Genomic DNA, 18,288 nt, shown 5'->3' on the forward strand with positions numbered 1-18,288 from the left:
AAAGTAAACGGTACATTGTATTTTTCATAATATCTTCGGTATAACGCAGAAATGAGTTGGGGTATAAAATAAGTCAGGCCTATTTTACACCCCTTAACCCTACAAATACCAATGATGGCAATGTTCAGTGACAATCTAATGCATACCAAGCCACTGCATACTAATCTAATGCATACCAAGCTATTTTACTTGCGACTCGCGTATTAGCTTATAGAGTTTCGGTGGTGACACGCGATTGACTCGTGTTGCCAGCTTTTCTTTACTGCCAGCGACCACGATATATTCCTCGCCTTTTGAGAGTGCCCTCACCACTTGCTTTGCAAACTCAGTTGCCGTGAGACCGTTACTGGTTGCTTCATCCATGGTGCCCTGAGCGCTGCCATCACCTGTCAAGGCATTGATAGAGATGTTGGTCTGAATAAATCCTGGGAATATCGTCGCCACTTCTATACCTTTGTCATGCAACTCTGCCCGTAAACTGTTTGCCCACATATGCAATGCGGCTTTGGCTGCGCCATAAGCACCGCGATATTGTGTCCCTAGTAATCCTGCGACACTTGATACCATGACGATTTTGCCGCCACCTTGTGCGATCATATCAGGCAGTATCAGTCTGGTTAGTCGCGTCTGAGCAAAGTAATCTACCTCCATAATCTGACGCTCGACGTCTTCGTCAGTTTCCATGATGAGTGAGCGCTGGCTAATACCGGCGTTATTGATGAGCCAATCAATGTTTCCAGCCTGAGCTTTGGCATTGTCATAGGCGGCTTTTGCTTGAGCAGCGTCACTGATATCAAACGGAATGACAATATGCCTATTCGCACGCTTGCAGCTTTTCTTGACGGATTCTAGTTTTTGGTTATCACGGCCACTGAGAATAATTCTAGCACCACGCTTGGCAAAGGCAATCGCCAATGCTTGCCCAATACCACTAGAAGCACCCGTGATCCAAATGGTCAGATCTTTGTATTTGGTTTTCATAAGCGTCCTTTCTTAATATTTAGAGCGTTCATGATATAGGATAGCAATGCTGATCTACCAGTTAGATTTGTAGTCTCAACAACCACAATGATTGCTAAAAATCACACAAAAAAAGAGCCTCAATTGAGACTCTTTTTACATACACTTTTAAGTTTATCTGGCGGGGTTATTTAACCACCGAAATCATCAAGCATGATGTTTTCGTCTTCTACGCCCAAGCTGTGTAGCATATCGATCACAGCAGCGTTCATCATCGGTGGCCCACACATGTAGTATTCACAGTCTTCTGGGTTTGGATGATCTTTCAGATAGTTTTCGAGCAACACGTTATGGATAAAGCCTGTTGGACCTTCCCAGTTATCTTCTGGTAATGGGTCAGACAGAGCCACATGCCATTCAAAATTGTCAAACTCTTCTTCTAGCTGATCGTAATCTTCAACATAGAACATTTCACGGATCGAACGAGCACCATACCAGAAACTGATCTTACGATCTGTTTTCAAGCGCTTGAGCTGATCAAAGATATGCGAGCGCATGGGGGCCATACCAGCACCACCACCGACAAAGATCATTTCAGCTTCAGTCTTCTTGGCAAAGAATTCACCATAAGGACCTGAAACGGTCACTTTGTCGCCAGGGACCAGACTAAACACCCATGAAGACATTTTGCCCGGTGGAATGCCGTCAGGACCACGTGGCGGTGGACTTGCGATACGGATGTTGAATTTGATGAGGCCTTTTTCTTCAGGGTAGTTGGCCATTGAGTAAGCACGGATAACGGGCTCATCAACTTTCGAGACATAGTTGAAGATACCGAATTTTTCCCAGTCTTCTCTATATTCTTCATCAATCACAAAGTCTTTATAATGCACTTCATGCGGTGGCGCTTCAAGCTGCACATAACCACCAGCGCGGAAGTTTACTTCTTCGCCTTCTGGGATTTTTAGCACCAGCTCTTTAATGAAAGTCGCAACGTTATCGTTTGAGATAACCTCACATTCCCATTTTTGTACATCAAAGAATTCAGGATCAATCTCAATTTTCATGTCTTGCTTAACAGCTACCTGACAAGCCAAGCGCATGTGATTGCGGATCTCGCCTTGAGTAAAATAGCCTTCTTCGGTGGGCAAAATAGAACCACCACCTTCAATAACGCGGCAACGACACTGCGCACAGGTACCACCGCCACCACACGCTGAAGACAAAAAGATGCCTTCGCCCGCTAGCGTTTGCAGTAGTTTACCGCCTGCTGGTGTCACCACGTCATTATCGGGATTATCATTAATATGGATAGTGACATCGCCTGAACTGACCAGTCTTGAGCGCGCCGCCAAAATAATAGCGACGAGGCCCATGATGATCAAGGTAAACATAGCAACGCCACCAATCGCCGTAGCGTAATCCATGGTAGGTATCCTTAATCTATGGGGTAGGGGTGCGAAGACATATTTTATGCTGTGTCCGAACCCTTACCGAATAAATGAATTAAATAGATCAAATAGCTAATAGAAGCTTTGAGCTTAGTAGTTTAGATGGACATACCACCGAACGACATAAAGCCGAGCGACATAAGACCAACCGTGAGAAAGGTAATACCAAGACCGCGCAATGGCGCTGGAATGTCTGAGTATTTGAGCTTTTCACGAATACCTGCCAATGCAGTAATAGCAAGTGCCCAACCGAAGCCTGCGCCCACACCATAGACGACAGATTCACCAAAGTTATAATCACGCTCGACCATAAATAGTACGCCACCCAAGATGGCACAGTTTACGGTGATTAGTGGTAAGAATACCCCAAGCGCGTTGTATAAACTTGGTACAAACTTGTCCAAGAACATCTCTAGAATCTGTACGGTGGCTGCAATCAAACCGATGTAACTAAGCAATCCTAAGAAGCTCAAGTTGATATCAGGAAAGCCTGCCCAAGCCAATGCACCATCTTTTAGAATGAACTGGAATAGCAAATTGTTTAGCGGAACGGTGATGGCCATCACGACAATCACAGCAACCCCTAGACCAATCGCTGTCGAGACTTTTTTGGATACGGCCAAAAAAGTACACATGCCTAAGAAGTAGGCAAGTGCCATGTTCTCGATAAAGACTGAGGTTATAAATAAACTAATATAATGTCCCATTAGTGACCGCCTCCATGTGCCATGCCTTTAGACTGCGGCTTCATTACAAACTCAGCTTCTTCCACTTGTTCTGGTTTCCAGGTACGGACGATTGCGATAAACAAAGCAATAATGAAGAACGCTGATGGTGGCAATAGCAACAGACCGTTTGGTATATACCAACCGCCATCAGTAACTGGCTGTAGGATAGTGATACCAAACCAAGTACCTGCGCCTAACAGCTCACGAATGGTGGCAACAAATAACAAGACTGCCGAGTAACCAAGACCGTTACCAATACCATCTAAAAAGCTTGGGATTGGCGGGTTGCTCATGGCAAATGCTTCAGCACGGCCCATAACGATACAGTTGGTGATAATCAAACCAACGAAGACCGACAGACCTTTACTCACATCATAAGCGACCGCTTTTAGTACCTGATCTACCAAGATAACCAATGAAGCAATAATGGTCATCTGTACGATGATACGAATGCTTGATGGAATCTTTTTACGAATGACAGAAATAAAGAAGCTTGAGAACGCCGTTACCAATGTCAATGCCACACACATAACCATGGCATTTGCCATACTTGTTGTGACCGCCAGTGCCGAACAGATACCGAGAATCTGTAGACCAATGGGATTATTGTCAAAAATAGGCGTGGTTAAAATACTTTTAGTATCAGCCATGTTATGCCTCCTTGCCGTTTGCTACTGGTAGCGTGGCTGCCAATTCGGTGTTAGGTTGAGCTGCTGGCTTTGATTGACTTGCTTGTGTATCTGCATTATCAAGTGTCTGGCCGCTTTGTTCACGTAGCATATCGAGATAAGGCTTATAGCCTTGCTCGCCTAACCAAAACTGAATCATATTACTGACGCCGCGGCTAGTCAGAGTTGCACCACTGATGCCATCAACCCAGTTTTCTTTTGAATTGCCGGCTTTGGTTACACCCGTGGCAACTTCGCCACTGTCATCATAAGAGTGGACGCCGTTCCACTTTGCGCGCCATTCTGGCTCTTCGATACGAGCGCCCAGACCTGGAGTTTCTTTATGCTCATAAAAACTGATACCTTTAATAGTATTCATGTCGCTTTCAAGCGTTAAGAAACCATAGATCGTACCCCAAAGTCCATAGCCTTGAATTGGTAAGACGATCAACTCAGGCTTACCAGCATCATCTTCTTTGACATAGACTTTAGCATATTTTGGCTTACGGCCAATACCAGCAGGATCATTGTCACCCAAGTCTTCACTTAAGGCTTGGTTTTTTGTCGCTTGACTGGCGTCATAAGCATTACGATCAGGAATACCAGCCGTTTTTAACTCATCGTCATCAAGGTAGTTGCCTTTATTTAGATCAATGATTTTGACATCAAAGTCTTTAAAACGTTCGGCAACATCATCTGCTGTATCAGATTCAGCATCGTACATGTCAGCCGCAACTAAAATGTTTTTGTTACGATCTAAGCGCGCATTTTCAACTTGTGCTGGCTTTAGACCAACAGCAGCTGCCGAGACCAATACTGAACACACCAAGCACAGCATCAGAGCCACACTAATGGTTTTTGCGTTATTACTTTTGGGCTTGGACATAACGAACCCTCCGAGCGGTTTGGCGTTTGATGTTTGCTTGGGTCACAAAATAATCAAACAGTGGAGCAAATAAGTTGGCAAACAAAATGGCCAGCATGATGCCTTCTGGGAAAGCAGGGTTAATGACACGAATCAATACGGTCATAAAACCGATCAAAATACCATAAGCCCAGCGGCCTTTATTAGTATGCGCAGCTGAAACTGGGTCGGTCGCCATAAACACAGCACCGAAAGCGAAGCCACCGATCACTAAGTGCCAGTAGAACGGCAAGCTCATCATCATATTATCGTCAGAGCCAACCATATTGAACACGAGAGACGTGGCGATCAGACCGACCACACAACCTGCCATGATGCGCCAAGAAGCAATACGCGTCCAAAGCAACACCGCAGCACCCATTAGGATAGCTAGCGTCGATACTTCACCGATACTGCCCTGCATGTTGCCTAAGAATGCATCACTCCACGTGATCGCATTACCATAGACATCGACGAAGTCCTGAGGAACCACACCAAGGGCTGCAAGGCCAAGCGGGGTTGCACCTGAGAATCCATCTACTGCCGTCCATACTGAGTCGCCAGACATATATGCTGGATAAGCAAAATATAGGAACGCACGACCCGATAGGGCAGGGTTCAAGAAGTTTTTACCAGTACCACCGAACACTTCTTTTGCGACCACCACACCAAAGATAATACCTAGAGCAACTTGCCATAAAGGAATATCAGGTGGTAAACATAGTGCAAACAGGACTGACGTCACAAAGAAACCTTCGTTAACTTCGTGTCCGCGGACAACGGCAAAGATAATCTCACAGAGAATACCGACGGCAAACGTCACGATATAAATCGGCAAAAACTGCATGGCCCCATAAACAAAGCTCGCCCAGATACTGTCTGGGTTGTAGCCTGCCATACTAGTGATGACGGTACGCCAGCCTTCAGGTTGCAGACCGAGCTGAGCGATAGCGGTTAGTGCTTGATGACCGATGTTGTACATACCCCAAAACATTGCTGGGAAAGTACATAGCCATACCGTAATCATAATACGCTTTAAGTCGATACCGTCACGAACGTGTGATGAAGCGTACGTTGTGGTGCCTGGCTGACGAAGAAACGTATCAAACATCTCAAAAATAGCATAATACTTTTCGTGTTTGCCGCCTTTGGTAAAAGATGGCTCCATACGATCGAACATATTGTGTAAAAATTTCATCGTGGTTAGCCCTCTAGCTCAATGCGCGTTAAGTTATCACGCAAAATATCACCGAACTCATATTTGCCAGGAGATACAAAGGTGCATAGTGCCAAGTCTTCTTCATCCAACTCAAGTGCACCCAAATCAGTGGCACTGATGATGTCTTCGACAATCAAAGCACGTAACAATTGAGTGGGTAGATAATCTTGAGGCATGACTTCTTCATAGACACCAATCGGTACCATGGCGCGAGGTGAGCCATTACTTGTAGTGGTGAAATTGTACTTTTTGCCACCAAAAAACTGCGAAATATAGATAGGCAGTTTTGAGAAGCGGTTTTTACCGGGGCTAAAGAAGTGAAACGCAGGACGCTCACGACCTTCAGGCAGTGCACTGATCTGATTATGAAAACGACCAAGATAAGCGATATTGTCAAATACTCTGCGACCAGACAATACTGAACCTGAGATAATACGGTTCTCGCCTGCCGCCAGTTGACCTTTGGTTAATGCCGTAATATCAGCACCACGCTCGGTTGCAATCAGATGCGGATTGGTAACCGCAGGGCCAGCCAAGCTTAGCATACGACGTGTATATAGATGTCCAGTTGTGAACAGCTTACCAATCGCAATCACGTCTTGATAACCAATCGTCCATACGGTCACGCCTCGGCTGATAGGGTGCAAGAAATGAATGTGCGTACCTGCAAGACCTGCTGGATGTTTACCCGCAAAAGCATGATACTCAGTGACATTGTTCGTTGCAGTGTTTGCAACTGGCGTCAACTGGGCGTCGCCATGGTGGCAGACAAAGGTCTTGGGCGTGAGTGTTGAGAGTACTGCTAGGCCATCATTGAACGCTTGTAGCTGCTCATTGATTACCAGCATTGGATCAAGGGCGAGTGGATTGGTGTCCATTGCTGTCACAAAGATAGCATGTGGACGAGCGCCGATTTCGGGCGCACGGCTATAGGGACGTGTGCGAAACGCAGTCCATTCGCCAGAGGCAATCAGTTGGGTTTCAACGACTTCAGAGTCTAGGTCAGCAAGCTGCTGTGAGTCATAGCACTCAAAGTCTACTTCTTCACCATTCGGGTCGACCTCAATCACAAGACTCTCAAACACTCGACGTTCGCCACGTTTAACAGCGACGACCTTACCAGCAGCAGGGGCAGTATAGATGACGCCAACACGCTTTTTGTCTTCAAAAACGGGCTGACCTTTGGCTACAATGTCACCTTCTTTGACATTCATCGTAGGCTTCATGCCCACGTAATCATAGCCAATAAGTGCTACATGTGTCGGTTGGTGCTCAGATATCTCGCGGGAGGGTTCACCGGTGATGGGCAAATCCAAACCTTTTTTGATGGTAATCATAAGCGAAAACTTAGTCCATAGTCTAAAACGATACCAGACATCCTGTTTGGTACATCGGTAGCTTGAACATTTATCTCACTCAATAAAGCCTTCAATCATCTATTTCTATACTGAAATAAGGATGAAAGCTCTCTGAAGATAATACATGATCATAACTACTATTAAGAGTATTAACGCTGACCTTAGACTCCTTAACAACACGTTAATGTCTTATTCGAATTACCAAAGTGGCGACTGGCTACCAAGGTGTATGTTAAAACTATTGAATCAAAATCAATCGCCAAAAGCACATTGCCAACAGAGATTACTTTGAAAATAACAGCCTTATCATACGTTTCATTGAAATTAAAAACTTGTAATACCAGTATGATGGGCCACTTTTATCCAATCAGCATCATTCAAAAATACGCAATTTTTTAGAGGTGTGACTAAAAACGATCTATTGAAGTAGATGATCAACTGGCTAAAAGACAACCTAGATAAGCAAGCATCACATCATTTTTGTGAGCTGCCAAACTCTAGTCATAACTGTTTTATATTGTTAGCTAGTAATAGGGTTTTAAACGGCAACCAATGGGGCTTAAGACTGCAAAATCGGTGGTATACAAGCTACCAGATTAGATTTCTATTATAACCCTTTTTGGCAAAATATCAGTTAATATCATACGGATATATTGAGCCATTGCTCATTGTCTTTGAGGCATTATGAAGTGCGATTAAGCAATACCGTCTCAACAAAAAGCGTAACGCATGGTTACTATCACATAGAAACAAATAAAAATTTACCTAGGATTATACGCTAAATTGACCTAAAATTGCCAGTCAGTAATAGAATTTAACGAATGTTGGTGCCGATTCTACGTACTACAACTGACGGCCATAACTATTTGGTTTTGGTTGTATTCCATCTTTGTTTGAATAGACTTTCACCCTATTTTGCCTGATTGGTGACGCTGTCTGTACACCATGCCACGTTTGCGTGGTGTTTTCTATCGTGGTCTGATGCTTCGATTTCGTTTTATTCTCAACAATGTAATTGTCTAAATTTATTGCCAATATTGTGCTTTATAAGGAATGCTATATGTGTGCTGTGCCTGTCATTATCCCGGCTATTGATTTAAAAGATGGTAAGTGCGTACGTTTAAAACAAGGCCGTATGGAAGATGATACGGTATTCTCTGATGATCCCGTTGCCATGGCTGCACGTTGGGTAGATGAGGGCGCACGCCGTCTGCATTTGGTCGATTTGAATGGGGCTTTTGATGGTGTACCAGTACACAGACAAGTGGTCAATGATATTACCAAAGCATATCCTAATTTGCCGATTCAGTTGGGCGGCGGTGTGCGCAATCTAAATACCATCGAGCAGTACATCACTGCAGGTCTAACTTATATTATCATCGGTACAAAAGCGGTTGAAGATCCGGATTTTGTTGCTAAAGCTTGCCGTGAATTTGCAGGACACATTATCGTTGGTATCGATGCCAAAGACGGTATGGTAGCCACTCATGGTTGGGCCAATGTTACCGATACCAAGGCTACTGAGCTTGCCAAGCGCTTCGCTGATGTAGGTGTGTCATCAATCGTTTATACTGATATTGCCCGCGATGGCATGATGCAGGGCGTGAATGTTGAACAAACCGTTAATTTGGCGCGTGAAGGCGGATTACCAGTGATTGCATCAGGCGGCGTTACCGATATGAAAGATATCGAGCTGTTAAAGCCTTATGGTGATTGTATCGAAGGTATTATTACTGGTCGTGCTATCTATGAAGGCACGTTGAATTTGAGCGAAGCGCAGCTTTACTTAGATAGCTAAATAAATCAAAAATTAGTCGGTTAAAATCAGACAGCTAATTATCAGCAATCAGCTAAGCGAGAAAAATCCATAAAAAATAAAGGATGCTTATGGCCAGTTATTTTGACCGTCCAATGATACGCCGTTTTATGAAAGCGTGGGGTCAAATGGTGTTGCTGTTAAGCATCGTTTGTACGTGGCCCACCTATGCTGCTGGTGAAGAACTCTCTGGCATTGCAACCGTGCTCGGCGTGGAGAGTGCAGAAGAGGCAACACCTGATAGTGATCCTGCGCCAGACGAGGAAGCATCAGAACCCGCCACCTCATTACCGACACCCGCCCCGCCCCCCGTCATCAGCGGCGAGAGCACCAATAATGGTCAAATCGAAACCACACCCACCCCGCAAAAAGATAATGACATACGTCAGCGTATCAATGGTATTTTTTCTGAAATTGAAGGGTTACAGGCCGTCAATGTCAGTGTTAGCCAAGGTGTCGTCACGCTAACAGGGGAGACTGCCAACGAAAAAAAAGCGCAGCAAGCCATCAATCTGACCAACCGTTTGACAGATGTTGTTACGGTCGATGACAATATCAATCGAACGTTGGACGTTCAAGAGAATGTCTCGACGGTTTATCAAGGTCTAAAAGCACAATTAGAAAACCTCGTGAAGGCGTTACCTTTACTGTTAGTCGGCATCGTTATATTTGCATTGGTCACATGGTTTGGTAGTTGGTTGTCCAATCGCAAAAGAATGTGGCAGCGCCTAACGCCCAATCCTTTTGTCGCTGAGCTATTATCACAAACAGTCAAAGTTATTTTTATCATCTTTGGTCTGATCTTGGGACTGAGCCTTATCGGGGCAGAAACCATCTTAGGTACTTTGCTTGGCGGCGCAGGTGTCATCGGTATTGCCGTTGGTTTTGCGGTCAAGGATACCATCGAAAACTATATTGCCTCACTAATGCTCAGTATCCGCCAGCCATTTCGCGCCCGTGATCAAGTGGTCATCAATGGTCAAGAAGGTATCGTGGTTCGCCTTACTTCGCGAGCCACGATCTTGATGACGCTAGATGGTAACCAGCTGCGTATTCCCAATGCTGAGGTGTTTAAAGGCACCATTCTCAACTACACTAAAAATCCTGAACGCCGCTTTACTTTTGAGTTGGGAGTGGATGCCAATGATGATCCGCTAGCAGCCATCAAAGTGGGACTGGATGCGGTCGATACGCTCGCATTTGTGTTGGAGGAGCCCAAAGCCATCGCGGTGATTACCAATGTGGGTGATTCCAATATTGTGCTAGAGTTTCAGGTTTGGGTAGATCAATCAGAAACCGACTTTGCTAAAGCGCGTAGTATTGCCATCAGAGAGACCAAACATGCACTAGAAAACGAAGGCTTTAGCTTGCCTGAACCCATTTATCGTTTGCGGTTTAACGACAAATTAGAGAAAGCCATTGAACATATGCAGAACAGTACGAGCAGCGCTAAATCTGACATGACGATTACCTCAACCACACCTGAGCCTACTTTTACCCATCAAGATAATGAGAATCCTGTTGATGATAAAGATAAAAAGCAAGCGAAGGCGCGAGCCAAAGTTATTTTGCAAGGCCGTAATGCTGATGAGGTCCTCGATGCTCGCCCTGATGACAAGCTGATGGAAAAGGTCGAGCAAGAGATTGCTCAAAGCTCAGATGAAACGGATTTGCTCAATAATAATAGTCCGCAAGAATAGTAAGAGATAGTAGGTTTAAAAGTAGGCACAAAAAGTGCTATGGAACTCGTATTTGGTAATTAATCAAAGTCGAGATTTTTTATGGAAATGAAGCATGTAATCATATTTGCCGTAATCGGCATCGTAGCATTGCTTGGTTTTAACATCATCAATGGCAATAGTCATGAGAAAAACAGAGAAATGGTCACAAGCAGCACGGCTTCTGATACAAATGATGCACCGAGTCGCTCAACAGATATTGCCAGCAAACCACTTAGCCAGCAGCCCAAAGCCATAATAGACGATGCTACCAATAAAATCGATCAAGCACAGCAATCTGAGCAAGATCGTTTGGAGCAGATGGATGATACCCAGTAAAGAGAATTGCGAACTGGTCTTGATTGATGATAGAGCATAAAAAAGGCCAACGATCACGTTAGCCTTTTTTGTTTGAGAGTTGCATTAGAGGTTAGCTTTTTTTGCTAGAGCTTCTACGACTACTTCTCTTTGCTGGACCTTTCTTAGAAGGCTCTTTTTTGGCAGGCTGCTTTTTTGTCTGATTCATGGCACTAGACTGCAATTTTTCTTTCAAATCAAAATCAATTTGCAGTAAGTCCATGTTGACGCCAGCAACCTGTACCTTGACCAAGTCACCAAGTCCAAAGAGCGTGCCTTTGTCTTTACCAATAAGCTGTTGCTGCTGCTCATCGTAAACAAAGAAATCATCGCCCACATTGGAGATATGTACCAAGCCATCGATGTATAGATCAGTTAACGTAACGAATAGGCCGAAGTTGGTCACGGTCGTCACAATCCCTTCGAACTCTTCACCGACATGATCCGTCATATAATGACACTTGAGCCAAGACTCTACAAAGCGTGAGGCTTTTTCTGCACGGCGCTCTGTATCAGATGTCTGGGTACCCGCGCCGTCAAGTGAAAAATCCATGACAGGTTGCTTGCTGTTTGTTACTTTTGCTTTGATCGCACGATGCAGCATCAGATCTGGATAACGGCGAATCGGCGAGGTAAAGTGGCTATATTCATCATAAGCCAAGCCGAAGTGACCAATATTGTCAGGCGCATAATTTGCCTGCATCATCGAGCGCAGCAACATGCTATGAATGCTAATCGCATCTGGTCTGTCTTTGGTTGCTTCAATAATACGCTGATAATCGGCTTGCGTTGGATTCTCTTCTGGGAAGGGTAGGCCAAAGTTTTTTGCATATTCGTGAATACGCATTGATTTTTCATTATCAGGCTTATCGTGGTTACGATATAAGACTGGCAGCTCATGTTTGAGTGCAAAGTTTGCCGCGCAGGTATTAGCGAGGAGCATACACTCTTCAATCAGCTTCTGAGAGTCACCGCGAGTACGCGGTAATATAGCGTCAATCCCGCCTTTTTCATTAAATTTGATGTAGGTTTCAACCGTCTCAAACTCCATGGCATGACGTTCTTCACGTTTTTTGAGCAGTAACTCATAAAGCTGATGCAATGTATCAATCGATTTTTTGACGTCTTTATTGCCCGTTAATGATTTAGGAAGTCTTTTATCAGTCGGATTGACAAAATAGTCGTTCACTTGGTTATACGTGAGACGCGCTTGTGAGTGCATCACTGATGGATAAAACTCATATCCTGTGACCTTACCTGCACGTGATATTTTAATATCAGCCACCATGCATAGACGATCAAGGTTAGGGTTCAATGAACACAGACCATTAGAGAGGACTTCAGGAAGCATCGGAATCACACGATGCGGGAAGTATACAGACGTACCGCGCTCGTAAGCATCTTGATCTAGTGGTGAGTTTGGCGTGACATAGTAGCTGACATCCGCAATTGCGACTACGACGCGGTAGTTGCCGCCTGAGCGCTTCTCAGCAAATACGGCATCATCAAAGTCACGAGCATCTTCACCATCGATAGTAACGAGTGGCAGATGACGCAAATCTGTGCGACCTTTTATGTCTTTCTCTATTGGTTCTTGATATTCAGCAGCTTGTTTGAGCGCCGCTTCACTGAAATCTGATGGGATATCATAGTTAAGAAGGGTCGTCTCAATAATCAGCTCTCGATCGTTATCATCAGACAATACCTCAGTGATTTTGCCAGTGGCAAATTCATGCTGGTTCGGCCAGTCGATGATATCGACTTTGACAGGCGCGCCTTGTTTGATATTGAGGGCTTGAACATTATCATCAGTGACAGTGATTGGTTGATGACTGTTTGGACTACCAAGCTCAACACAAAAGCCGTCTTCATCACGTGCAAGCGTACCAATGAAGTTATTTTGGCGACGCTCGACTACATCCACAATACGGCCTTCGGTACGACCGCGATTGTCTGTTGATGTGCCAACTGCTGCTACTGTATCGCCATTGAATACCCAGCGCATTTGTTTTTCGTGCAAAAACAAATCTGGCATATCACTCAATACTACAAAGCCAAAGCCTTTTGGATGTGCAGATACGGTGCCTGTGACGATATCTTGCTTAGTGATTGTGCGATAGCGATAGGGACGGCCTTCGCGATTGACTTGGCCATCGCGTGCCATTGCTTTTAGGCGATTGCCCAAAGCATCAAACTGATCAGGATCATCAATATTAAAGGCTTTTGCCAATTGTTGATGAGTGACTTCCCCATGCTCACCAATCGTACTGAGTATCAACTCACGACTAGGGATTGGGTTGTCGTATTTTTGTGCCTCACTTGAGGCGTTTGGATCATTCCAACTCATAAATTACCGTATCTATTTTTTAAATTATTAATAGTGACTATCTTAACACGAACGGCAGCGCAATATCTTGCGTCAATTGCCTTATGTGCCTTCAATAGCAGAAAGCGTTGCATTTTTAAATGAACGCTATTGGGATCAATCAAATATCGATATCAACACTGCTTGATTGATTGGTGATCTTTTTGCTATCTAGCTCTTTTGATACTTCTAGCACCGTCGTTTGATTTGATTTATCCAAGTATTTTTGTGCTTTATCGACTTCAGTAGTCAAAGTATTGACCGTTTGTTTCATATTTTCTAATGCTTCGATTTTATAATTACTAATCATATCCATGGTGTCATAGACATTATTGAAGGCATTTTGCAGTTTATCAAGCTCAATGCTACTACTGGTTGCTTGCTCATGAATCTCACCTGACTGACGCTTAAGCATGGCAGAGGTTGATTCAATCAAGCTACTCGTGGTTTTATTCAATGCCGTAATCTGATCAAGTACCAGTTTTTGATTGGTCATGGCTTGAGCAACTACCACAGCCGTACGCAGTGCTGAAACAGTGGTCGTCGTTGCTCGATCAACCCCTTTAATCAGCTCTAGATTGTTTTTACGGATGGTATCGAGCGCTAGATAACCTTGTACGTTGACGGCTAACTGAGTTAAAAAGTCAGTGTTTTTTTGACGCACATAAAACAGCATCTCTTCTTTGATAATACGCGCTTTTTCAGGATCAGTCGCTTCTATGGCGTAGACTTTTTGCTCTAGTTGCTCATCTATCTTTTTGCCAACATAGATATACTGGCGTATAGACTGCATCAGCTCCCACATATTGACTTTTTCTTGCTCAATCATTGCATTGTCTTTGAGCAATTCATCTTTACCGTTATATAAACTGGTTACTACTGCATTGATATGCGATTGCGCTGACTCATACTGACGGAAATAGTCTTGCACTTTATTACCAAATGGAATCAGACCGAATAGCTTACGTGAATTGGTCAGCTCTTTTTTGCTTGGGTCTAAGTCCTCGACGATACCGCGCAGCTCGGTCAGTGATTTGGCAATAGGGGAGTTATCAAACAAGCTGTCATTGAGGCTTTTGGCTGGTAGCTCCAGCATCCGATTAGAGACTTGAGCGGATTCACGAATCTCTTTGGTGCCCAGATTATGAATGGATTGGACGTTTTGCTGAAACTCTGGGCTGTGCACGGAGTTAGTAATCACGTGATCGACGAACGCATCCACTTTGGCATCCAGCTCCGGAATTTGGCTTTCATCTAACTTAACCATTTGATCGGCTTCACTTTTTTGTATTTCTTTGACAGGTTCAGGCGCTGTTAGTGAGATACTGGGAGTGGCGGCATTTTCTGGTGGTGTTAATTCTTGCATGAAATTTCCTTTGATGTCGGCTAAAAGCAGTGTTTTTATAAACGACTCTATTGGTCGCGATATACGTTATTGTTATACACTGACTAAAAATTTTGATAAATGCTGATTAGCAAATATAAAACAGACCTTTAGACTACCGCGTAATCAAATAGTTGAGAAGGTAGATTTTGTAAAATAGCGTCAGCCAATTATATCTGGCTAAATACATTTAAAAGAGACAGTAGGCAGTCCAAATAATAAAAAACCATCAATATCCCGTAGCATATTGATGGTTAGAGTTATAAATAACTATATGGACTGACAGCCACTACTTAAAGCAATCTCATAAAAGACTACTTTTTCTTAGTAGGTCCAAGCAGCATACCCATTTGACGACCTTCCATCTTAGGGTACTGTTCGACGTTTGAGATATCAGCAGTATCTTCAATGATACGATCAAGTTGTTTGCGACCGATGTCTTGGTGCGCCATTTCACGTCCGCGGAAACGGATACTAATTTTAACTTTGTCTTGATCTTCCAAGAAGCTGATAATTTTTCTCAGTTTAACCTGATAATCGGCTTCTTCGGTACTAGGACGTAGCTTCATCTCTTTGAGCTGAGTCTGCTTTTGGTTTTTCTTAGCTTCTTTAGCCTTTTGCTTTTGATCATAGAGGAAATGTTTATAATCCATGATCTTACATACTGGTGGCTTAGCTTCAGGAACTAATTCAACCAAATCTAGGTTTTCATCACGTGCCGCTTTCATCGCGGTTGCGATATCAACCACACCCATTTGCTCGCCATCTTCTTTGACGAGACGGACTTCTTTGACGTTGATATCTTCGTTGATGTTCAAACGGTTGGACTGTTTAATAGGTATTACTCCTCATCTGTTTTTGGGGTCTGTCGGCCTTTTTTACTGACAGCGGTCTGTACTAATGTAATAAATTCAGAAACACTCATCACGCCAAGGTTCTCACCTTCGCGAGTTCGGACGTTGACACTGCCCGATTCCACTTCTTTATCCCCTAATACTAGCATATAGGGAATACGTTCTAATGTTTTCTCTCGTATCTTAAATCCAATCTTTTCGTTACGCAAGTCGCTAATAGCGCGCAAACCTGCATTTTTGAGCTCGCTAACTACGTTTTCACATGCATCAGCTTGTTTATCAGTGATATTCATAACCACAACTTGCTGCGGTGCTAGCCATACTGGCATCCAACCGGCATAGTTTTCGATCAAAATACCAATGAAGCGCTCAAATGACCCTAAGATGGCACGGTGCAACATAATAGGCACTTCGCGATCGTTTTGCTCATTGACGAATTCTGCATCGAGACGATCAGGCATATTTGGATCAACCTGAATGGTACCGCACTGCCAAATACGACCTAATGAATCCTTTAGACTAAACTCAATCTTTGGACCATAGAAAGCACCTTCGCCAGGTAAGTAATCCCAGTCTAGCCCTGAGCTATCAAGCGCATCTGCCAACGCCTTTTCTGCAAAATCCCAAGACTCATCACTACCTACACGTTTTTCAGGACGAGTAGAGAGCTTCATAATAATGTTATCAAAGCCAAAATCTTCATAAACAGCAAGTGTTAGCTTAATAAAGTCAGCAACTTCTTGTTGAATCTGTGCCTGCGTACAGAAGATATGCGCATCATCTTGCGTAAATCCACGTACGCGCATCAAACCATGCAGTGAACCTGATGGCTCATTACGATGACAAGAACCAAATTCAGCCATACGTAGTGGCAAGTCACGGTAAGACTTTAGGCCTTGGTTAAACACTTGCACGTGGCAAGGGCAGTTCATCGGCTTTACCGCGTAATCACGGTTTTCACTAGAGGTCGTGAACATATTAGTTGCATAGTTGCCCCAATGTCCTGAGCGCTCCCACAAGCTACGATCCACGATTTGCGGTGTCTTAATCTCTTGATAACCGTTATCATATTGTACTTTACGCATATACTGCTCAAGTACTTGATAAATCGTCCAACCATTAGCATGCCAGAACACCATACCTGGCGCTTGCTCTTGCATATGAAATAGGTTTAACGCTTTACCAATTTTACGATGGTCACGCTTTTCTGCTTCTTCAATACGCTGGATATAAGCTTTTAACTGTTTCTTATCAGCCCAAGCAGTACCATAGATACGTTGCAACTGCTCGTTTTTCGCATCGCCGCGCCAATAAGCACCTGACATTTTGGTCAGTTTAAATACTTTCAAAAAGCGAGTGTTTGGTACGTGCGGTCCACGGCACATGTCGACGTATTCTTGATGATGATACAGACCAAAGGCTTCTTCACCTGGCATATCGTTAATCAGTTTTAGCTTATAGTCTTCGTTACGTGATTCAAATATCTCAATCGCTTCAGCACGTGGCGTCATTTTTTTGATAACGTCATAATCTTGCTTGATCAGCTCCATCATGCGTTTTTCAATGGCTTCCATATGCTCAGGCGTAAATGGCGTTTCACTAAAGATATCGTAATAAAAACCATCATCAATAACAGGACCAATGACCATCTTCACATCAGGGTAGAGCTGTTTAACCGCATGGCCTAATAAGTGAGCGCATGAATGACGAATGATATCGACACCGTCATCGTCTTTTGGTGTCACGATTTCAACATTGGCGTCAGCAACGATTGGGTCATGAGCGTCTACTAAATGACCATTGACACGTCCAGCAACTGTCGCTTTAGCGAGCCCTGTCCCAATACTTTGCGCCACTTCCATGACTGTTGTATTACCTTCGAAGTTTTTCACGCTACCATCGGGTAAAGTAATCGCTACCATAATCTATTCGCCTGTTATTGGGTCCGTTGGCAGTGATGATTGCAACCATCAATCATATAACCGTGAGACCGCATCAATTATATCTAATCATTGTGATATATAGTAAGAGTGACACATTACTTGCTACTGCTTTGTACTGCTATATATTGTGGGTTTTATTGGTTATTCAAGAGTGTCAAACCAATACCGACATCATAGACAGAACTTTGTCATCTATCTAATATAGATAATCAGCAAAAATAAGTAATGCAATAAAAGAATGATTATAGCAAAAACCGTCTACCAACACTAGATAGCAAGGGACAGAGCCTTAAGCTCAATAAGAGATAAACTGCGAAAGTTATTTTTGAACATTTCAAAATAGAATGTTGGCAAAACTATATAAAACTTGGCGATTGACCTTCTGTTAGCGATGTTTGTAGTAATATCAATATTTAAGGTGGAAGAAGTAGAAGCAAATTCAAAGAGGTAAAAAATACTTCAAAGATAATAAATGGCAATACATATCTGATAAAACTATCAATCAGAGCAAACTTCTATTTTCCTTTTAAAGCAGCTAACTCCAACCCATTGAAAAAACTACC

The 18,288-nt window shown here is 43.6% G+C and carries 14 protein-coding genes; 3 read left to right on the top strand and 11 right to left on the bottom strand.

Annotation, left to right across the window (positions count from 1 at the left end):
• Positions 1 to 180: 180 nt before the first annotated feature.
• From AS194_RS09435 to AS194_RS09465, 7 genes are all read right to left on the bottom strand, one after another.
• Positions 181 to 981: an SDR family oxidoreductase gene (locus tag AS194_RS09435; protein WP_058025260.1), complete on the bottom strand. Its 801-nt coding sequence runs from the start codon at positions 979 to 981 to the stop codon at positions 181 to 183.
• Positions 982 to 1,151: 170 nt separating this feature from the next.
• The gene (gene nqrF / locus AS194_RS09440) at positions 1,152 to 2,387 is read right to left on the bottom strand and encodes an NADH:ubiquinone reductase (Na(+)-transporting) subunit F (RefSeq protein ID WP_058025261.1); all 1,236 of its coding nucleotides are present in this window, start codon (positions 2,385 to 2,387) and stop codon (positions 1,152 to 1,154) included.
• A 122-nt stretch (positions 2,388 to 2,509) separates the two neighbouring features.
• The gene (gene nqrE / locus AS194_RS09445; RefSeq protein WP_058025262.1) at positions 2,510 to 3,118 is read right to left on the bottom strand and encodes an NADH:ubiquinone reductase (Na(+)-transporting) subunit E; all 609 of its coding nucleotides are present in this window, start codon (positions 3,116 to 3,118) and stop codon (positions 2,510 to 2,512) included.
• Positions 3,118 to 3,789 (bottom strand): NADH:ubiquinone reductase (Na(+)-transporting) subunit D, encoded by a 672-nt coding sequence (locus tag AS194_RS09450; protein ID WP_058025263.1) that lies wholly within the window; start codon positions 3,787 to 3,789, stop codon positions 3,118 to 3,120. The genes nqrE and AS194_RS09450 overlap by 1 nt, the downstream gene beginning before the upstream one ends.
• 1 nt (position 3,790) lies before the next feature.
• On the bottom strand, positions 3,791 to 4,693 hold the full coding sequence (locus tag AS194_RS09455) for a Na(+)-translocating NADH-quinone reductase subunit C (RefSeq protein WP_058025264.1): 903 nt from the start codon (positions 4,691 to 4,693) through the stop codon (positions 3,791 to 3,793).
• Positions 4,674 to 5,909: an NADH:ubiquinone reductase (Na(+)-transporting) subunit B gene (locus tag AS194_RS09460; protein WP_058025265.1), complete on the bottom strand. Its 1,236-nt coding sequence runs from the start codon at positions 5,907 to 5,909 to the stop codon at positions 4,674 to 4,676. Before AS194_RS09460 ends, AS194_RS09455 begins: the two co-directional genes overlap by 20 nt.
• Positions 5,910 to 5,914: 5 nt before the next feature.
• A complete protein-coding gene (locus AS194_RS09465; RefSeq protein ID WP_058025266.1) occupies positions 5,915 to 7,267 on the bottom strand; it encodes a Na(+)-translocating NADH-quinone reductase subunit A in 1,353 nt (450 codons plus the stop codon).
• A 1,081-nt stretch (positions 7,268 to 8,348) separates the two neighbouring features.
• On the opposite strand from AS194_RS09465, the gene hisA reads away from it, so the two are divergent.
• The 3 genes from hisA (at position 8,349) to AS194_RS09480 (ending at position 11,161) form a co-directional block, all read left to right on the top strand.
• Complete coding sequence (gene hisA / locus AS194_RS09470; RefSeq protein WP_058025267.1) at positions 8,349 to 9,086, top strand: 1-(5-phosphoribosyl)-5-[(5-phosphoribosylamino)methylideneamino]imidazole-4-carboxamide isomerase; 738 nt, start codon at positions 8,349 to 8,351, stop codon at positions 9,084 to 9,086.
• 89 nt (positions 9,087 to 9,175) lie between these two features.
• On the top strand, positions 9,176 to 10,804 hold the full coding sequence (locus AS194_RS09475; protein ID WP_058025268.1) for a mechanosensitive ion channel family protein: 1,629 nt from the start codon (positions 9,176 to 9,178) through the stop codon (positions 10,802 to 10,804).
• Positions 10,805 to 10,885: 81 nt separating this feature from the next.
• Positions 10,886 to 11,161, top strand: a complete 276-nt coding sequence (locus AS194_RS09480) for a hypothetical protein (RefSeq protein WP_058025269.1) — start codon at positions 10,886 to 10,888, stop codon at positions 11,159 to 11,161.
• A 91-nt stretch (positions 11,162 to 11,252) separates the two neighbouring features.
• On the opposite strand, the gene rnr is transcribed toward AS194_RS09480, so the two are convergent.
• The 4 genes from rnr to thrS all read right to left on the bottom strand — a co-directional run bounded on the left by rnr (position 11,253) and on the right by thrS (position 17,704).
• A complete protein-coding gene (gene rnr, locus AS194_RS09485) occupies positions 11,253 to 13,526 on the bottom strand; it encodes a ribonuclease R (protein WP_058025270.1) in 2,274 nt (757 codons plus the stop codon).
• Positions 13,527 to 13,665: 139 nt separating this feature from the next.
• Positions 13,666 to 14,910: a toxic anion resistance protein gene (locus tag AS194_RS09490; RefSeq protein WP_058025271.1), complete on the bottom strand. Its 1,245-nt coding sequence runs from the start codon at positions 14,908 to 14,910 to the stop codon at positions 13,666 to 13,668.
• Between the two features lie 332 nt (positions 14,911 to 15,242).
• The gene (gene infC / locus AS194_RS09495) at positions 15,243 to 15,746 is read right to left on the bottom strand and encodes a translation initiation factor IF-3 (protein ID WP_058025272.1); all 504 of its coding nucleotides are present in this window, start codon (positions 15,744 to 15,746) and stop codon (positions 15,243 to 15,245) included.
• A gap of 23 nt (positions 15,747 to 15,769) precedes the next feature.
• On the bottom strand, positions 15,770 to 17,704 hold the full coding sequence (gene thrS / locus AS194_RS09500; RefSeq protein ID WP_058025273.1) for a threonine--tRNA ligase: 1,935 nt from the start codon (positions 17,702 to 17,704) through the stop codon (positions 15,770 to 15,772).
• Positions 17,705 to 18,288: the final 584 nt, after the last annotated feature.

Origin of the sequence: Psychrobacter piscatorii (assembly GCF_001444505.1) — a bacterium.
Classification (GTDB): domain Bacteria; phylum Pseudomonadota; class Gammaproteobacteria; order Pseudomonadales; family Moraxellaceae; genus Psychrobacter; species Psychrobacter piscatorii_B.

Excerpts from the sequence above, each read along its gene's own strand:
- AS194_RS09435 (WP_058025260.1), bottom strand. The coding sequence starts at position 981 with ATGAAAACCAAATACAAAGATCTGACCATTTGGATCACGGGTGCTTCT.
- nqrF (WP_058025261.1), bottom strand. The coding sequence starts at position 2,387 with ATGGATTACGCTACGGCGATTGGTGGCGTTGCTATGTTTACCTTGATC.
- nqrE (WP_058025262.1), bottom strand. The coding sequence starts at position 3,118 with ATGGGACATTATATTAGTTTATTTATAACCTCAGTCTTTATCGAGAAC.
- AS194_RS09450 (WP_058025263.1), bottom strand. The coding sequence starts at position 3,789 with ATGGCTGATACTAAAAGTATTTTAACCACGCCTATTTTTGACAATAAT.
- AS194_RS09455 (WP_058025264.1), bottom strand. The coding sequence starts at position 4,693 with ATGTCCAAGCCCAAAAGTAATAACGCAAAAACCATTAGTGTGGCTCTG.
- AS194_RS09460 (WP_058025265.1), bottom strand. The coding sequence starts at position 5,909 with ATGAAATTTTTACACAATATGTTCGATCGTATGGAGCCATCTTTTACC.
- AS194_RS09465 (WP_058025266.1), bottom strand. The coding sequence starts at position 7,267 with ATGATTACCATCAAAAAAGGTTTGGATTTGCCCATCACCGGTGAACCC.
- hisA (WP_058025267.1), top strand. The coding sequence starts at position 8,349 with ATGTGTGCTGTGCCTGTCATTATCCCGGCTATTGATTTAAAAGATGGT.
- AS194_RS09475 (WP_058025268.1), top strand. The coding sequence starts at position 9,176 with ATGGCCAGTTATTTTGACCGTCCAATGATACGCCGTTTTATGAAAGCG.
- AS194_RS09480 (WP_058025269.1), top strand. The coding sequence starts at position 10,886 with ATGGAAATGAAGCATGTAATCATATTTGCCGTAATCGGCATCGTAGCA.
- rnr (WP_058025270.1), bottom strand. The coding sequence starts at position 13,526 with ATGAGTTGGAATGATCCAAACGCCTCAAGTGAGGCACAAAAATACGAC.
- AS194_RS09490 (WP_058025271.1), bottom strand. The coding sequence starts at position 14,910 with ATGCAAGAATTAACACCACCAGAAAATGCCGCCACTCCCAGTATCTCA.
- thrS (WP_058025273.1), bottom strand. The coding sequence starts at position 17,704 with ATGGTAGCGATTACTTTACCCGATGGTAGCGTGAAAAACTTCGAAGGT.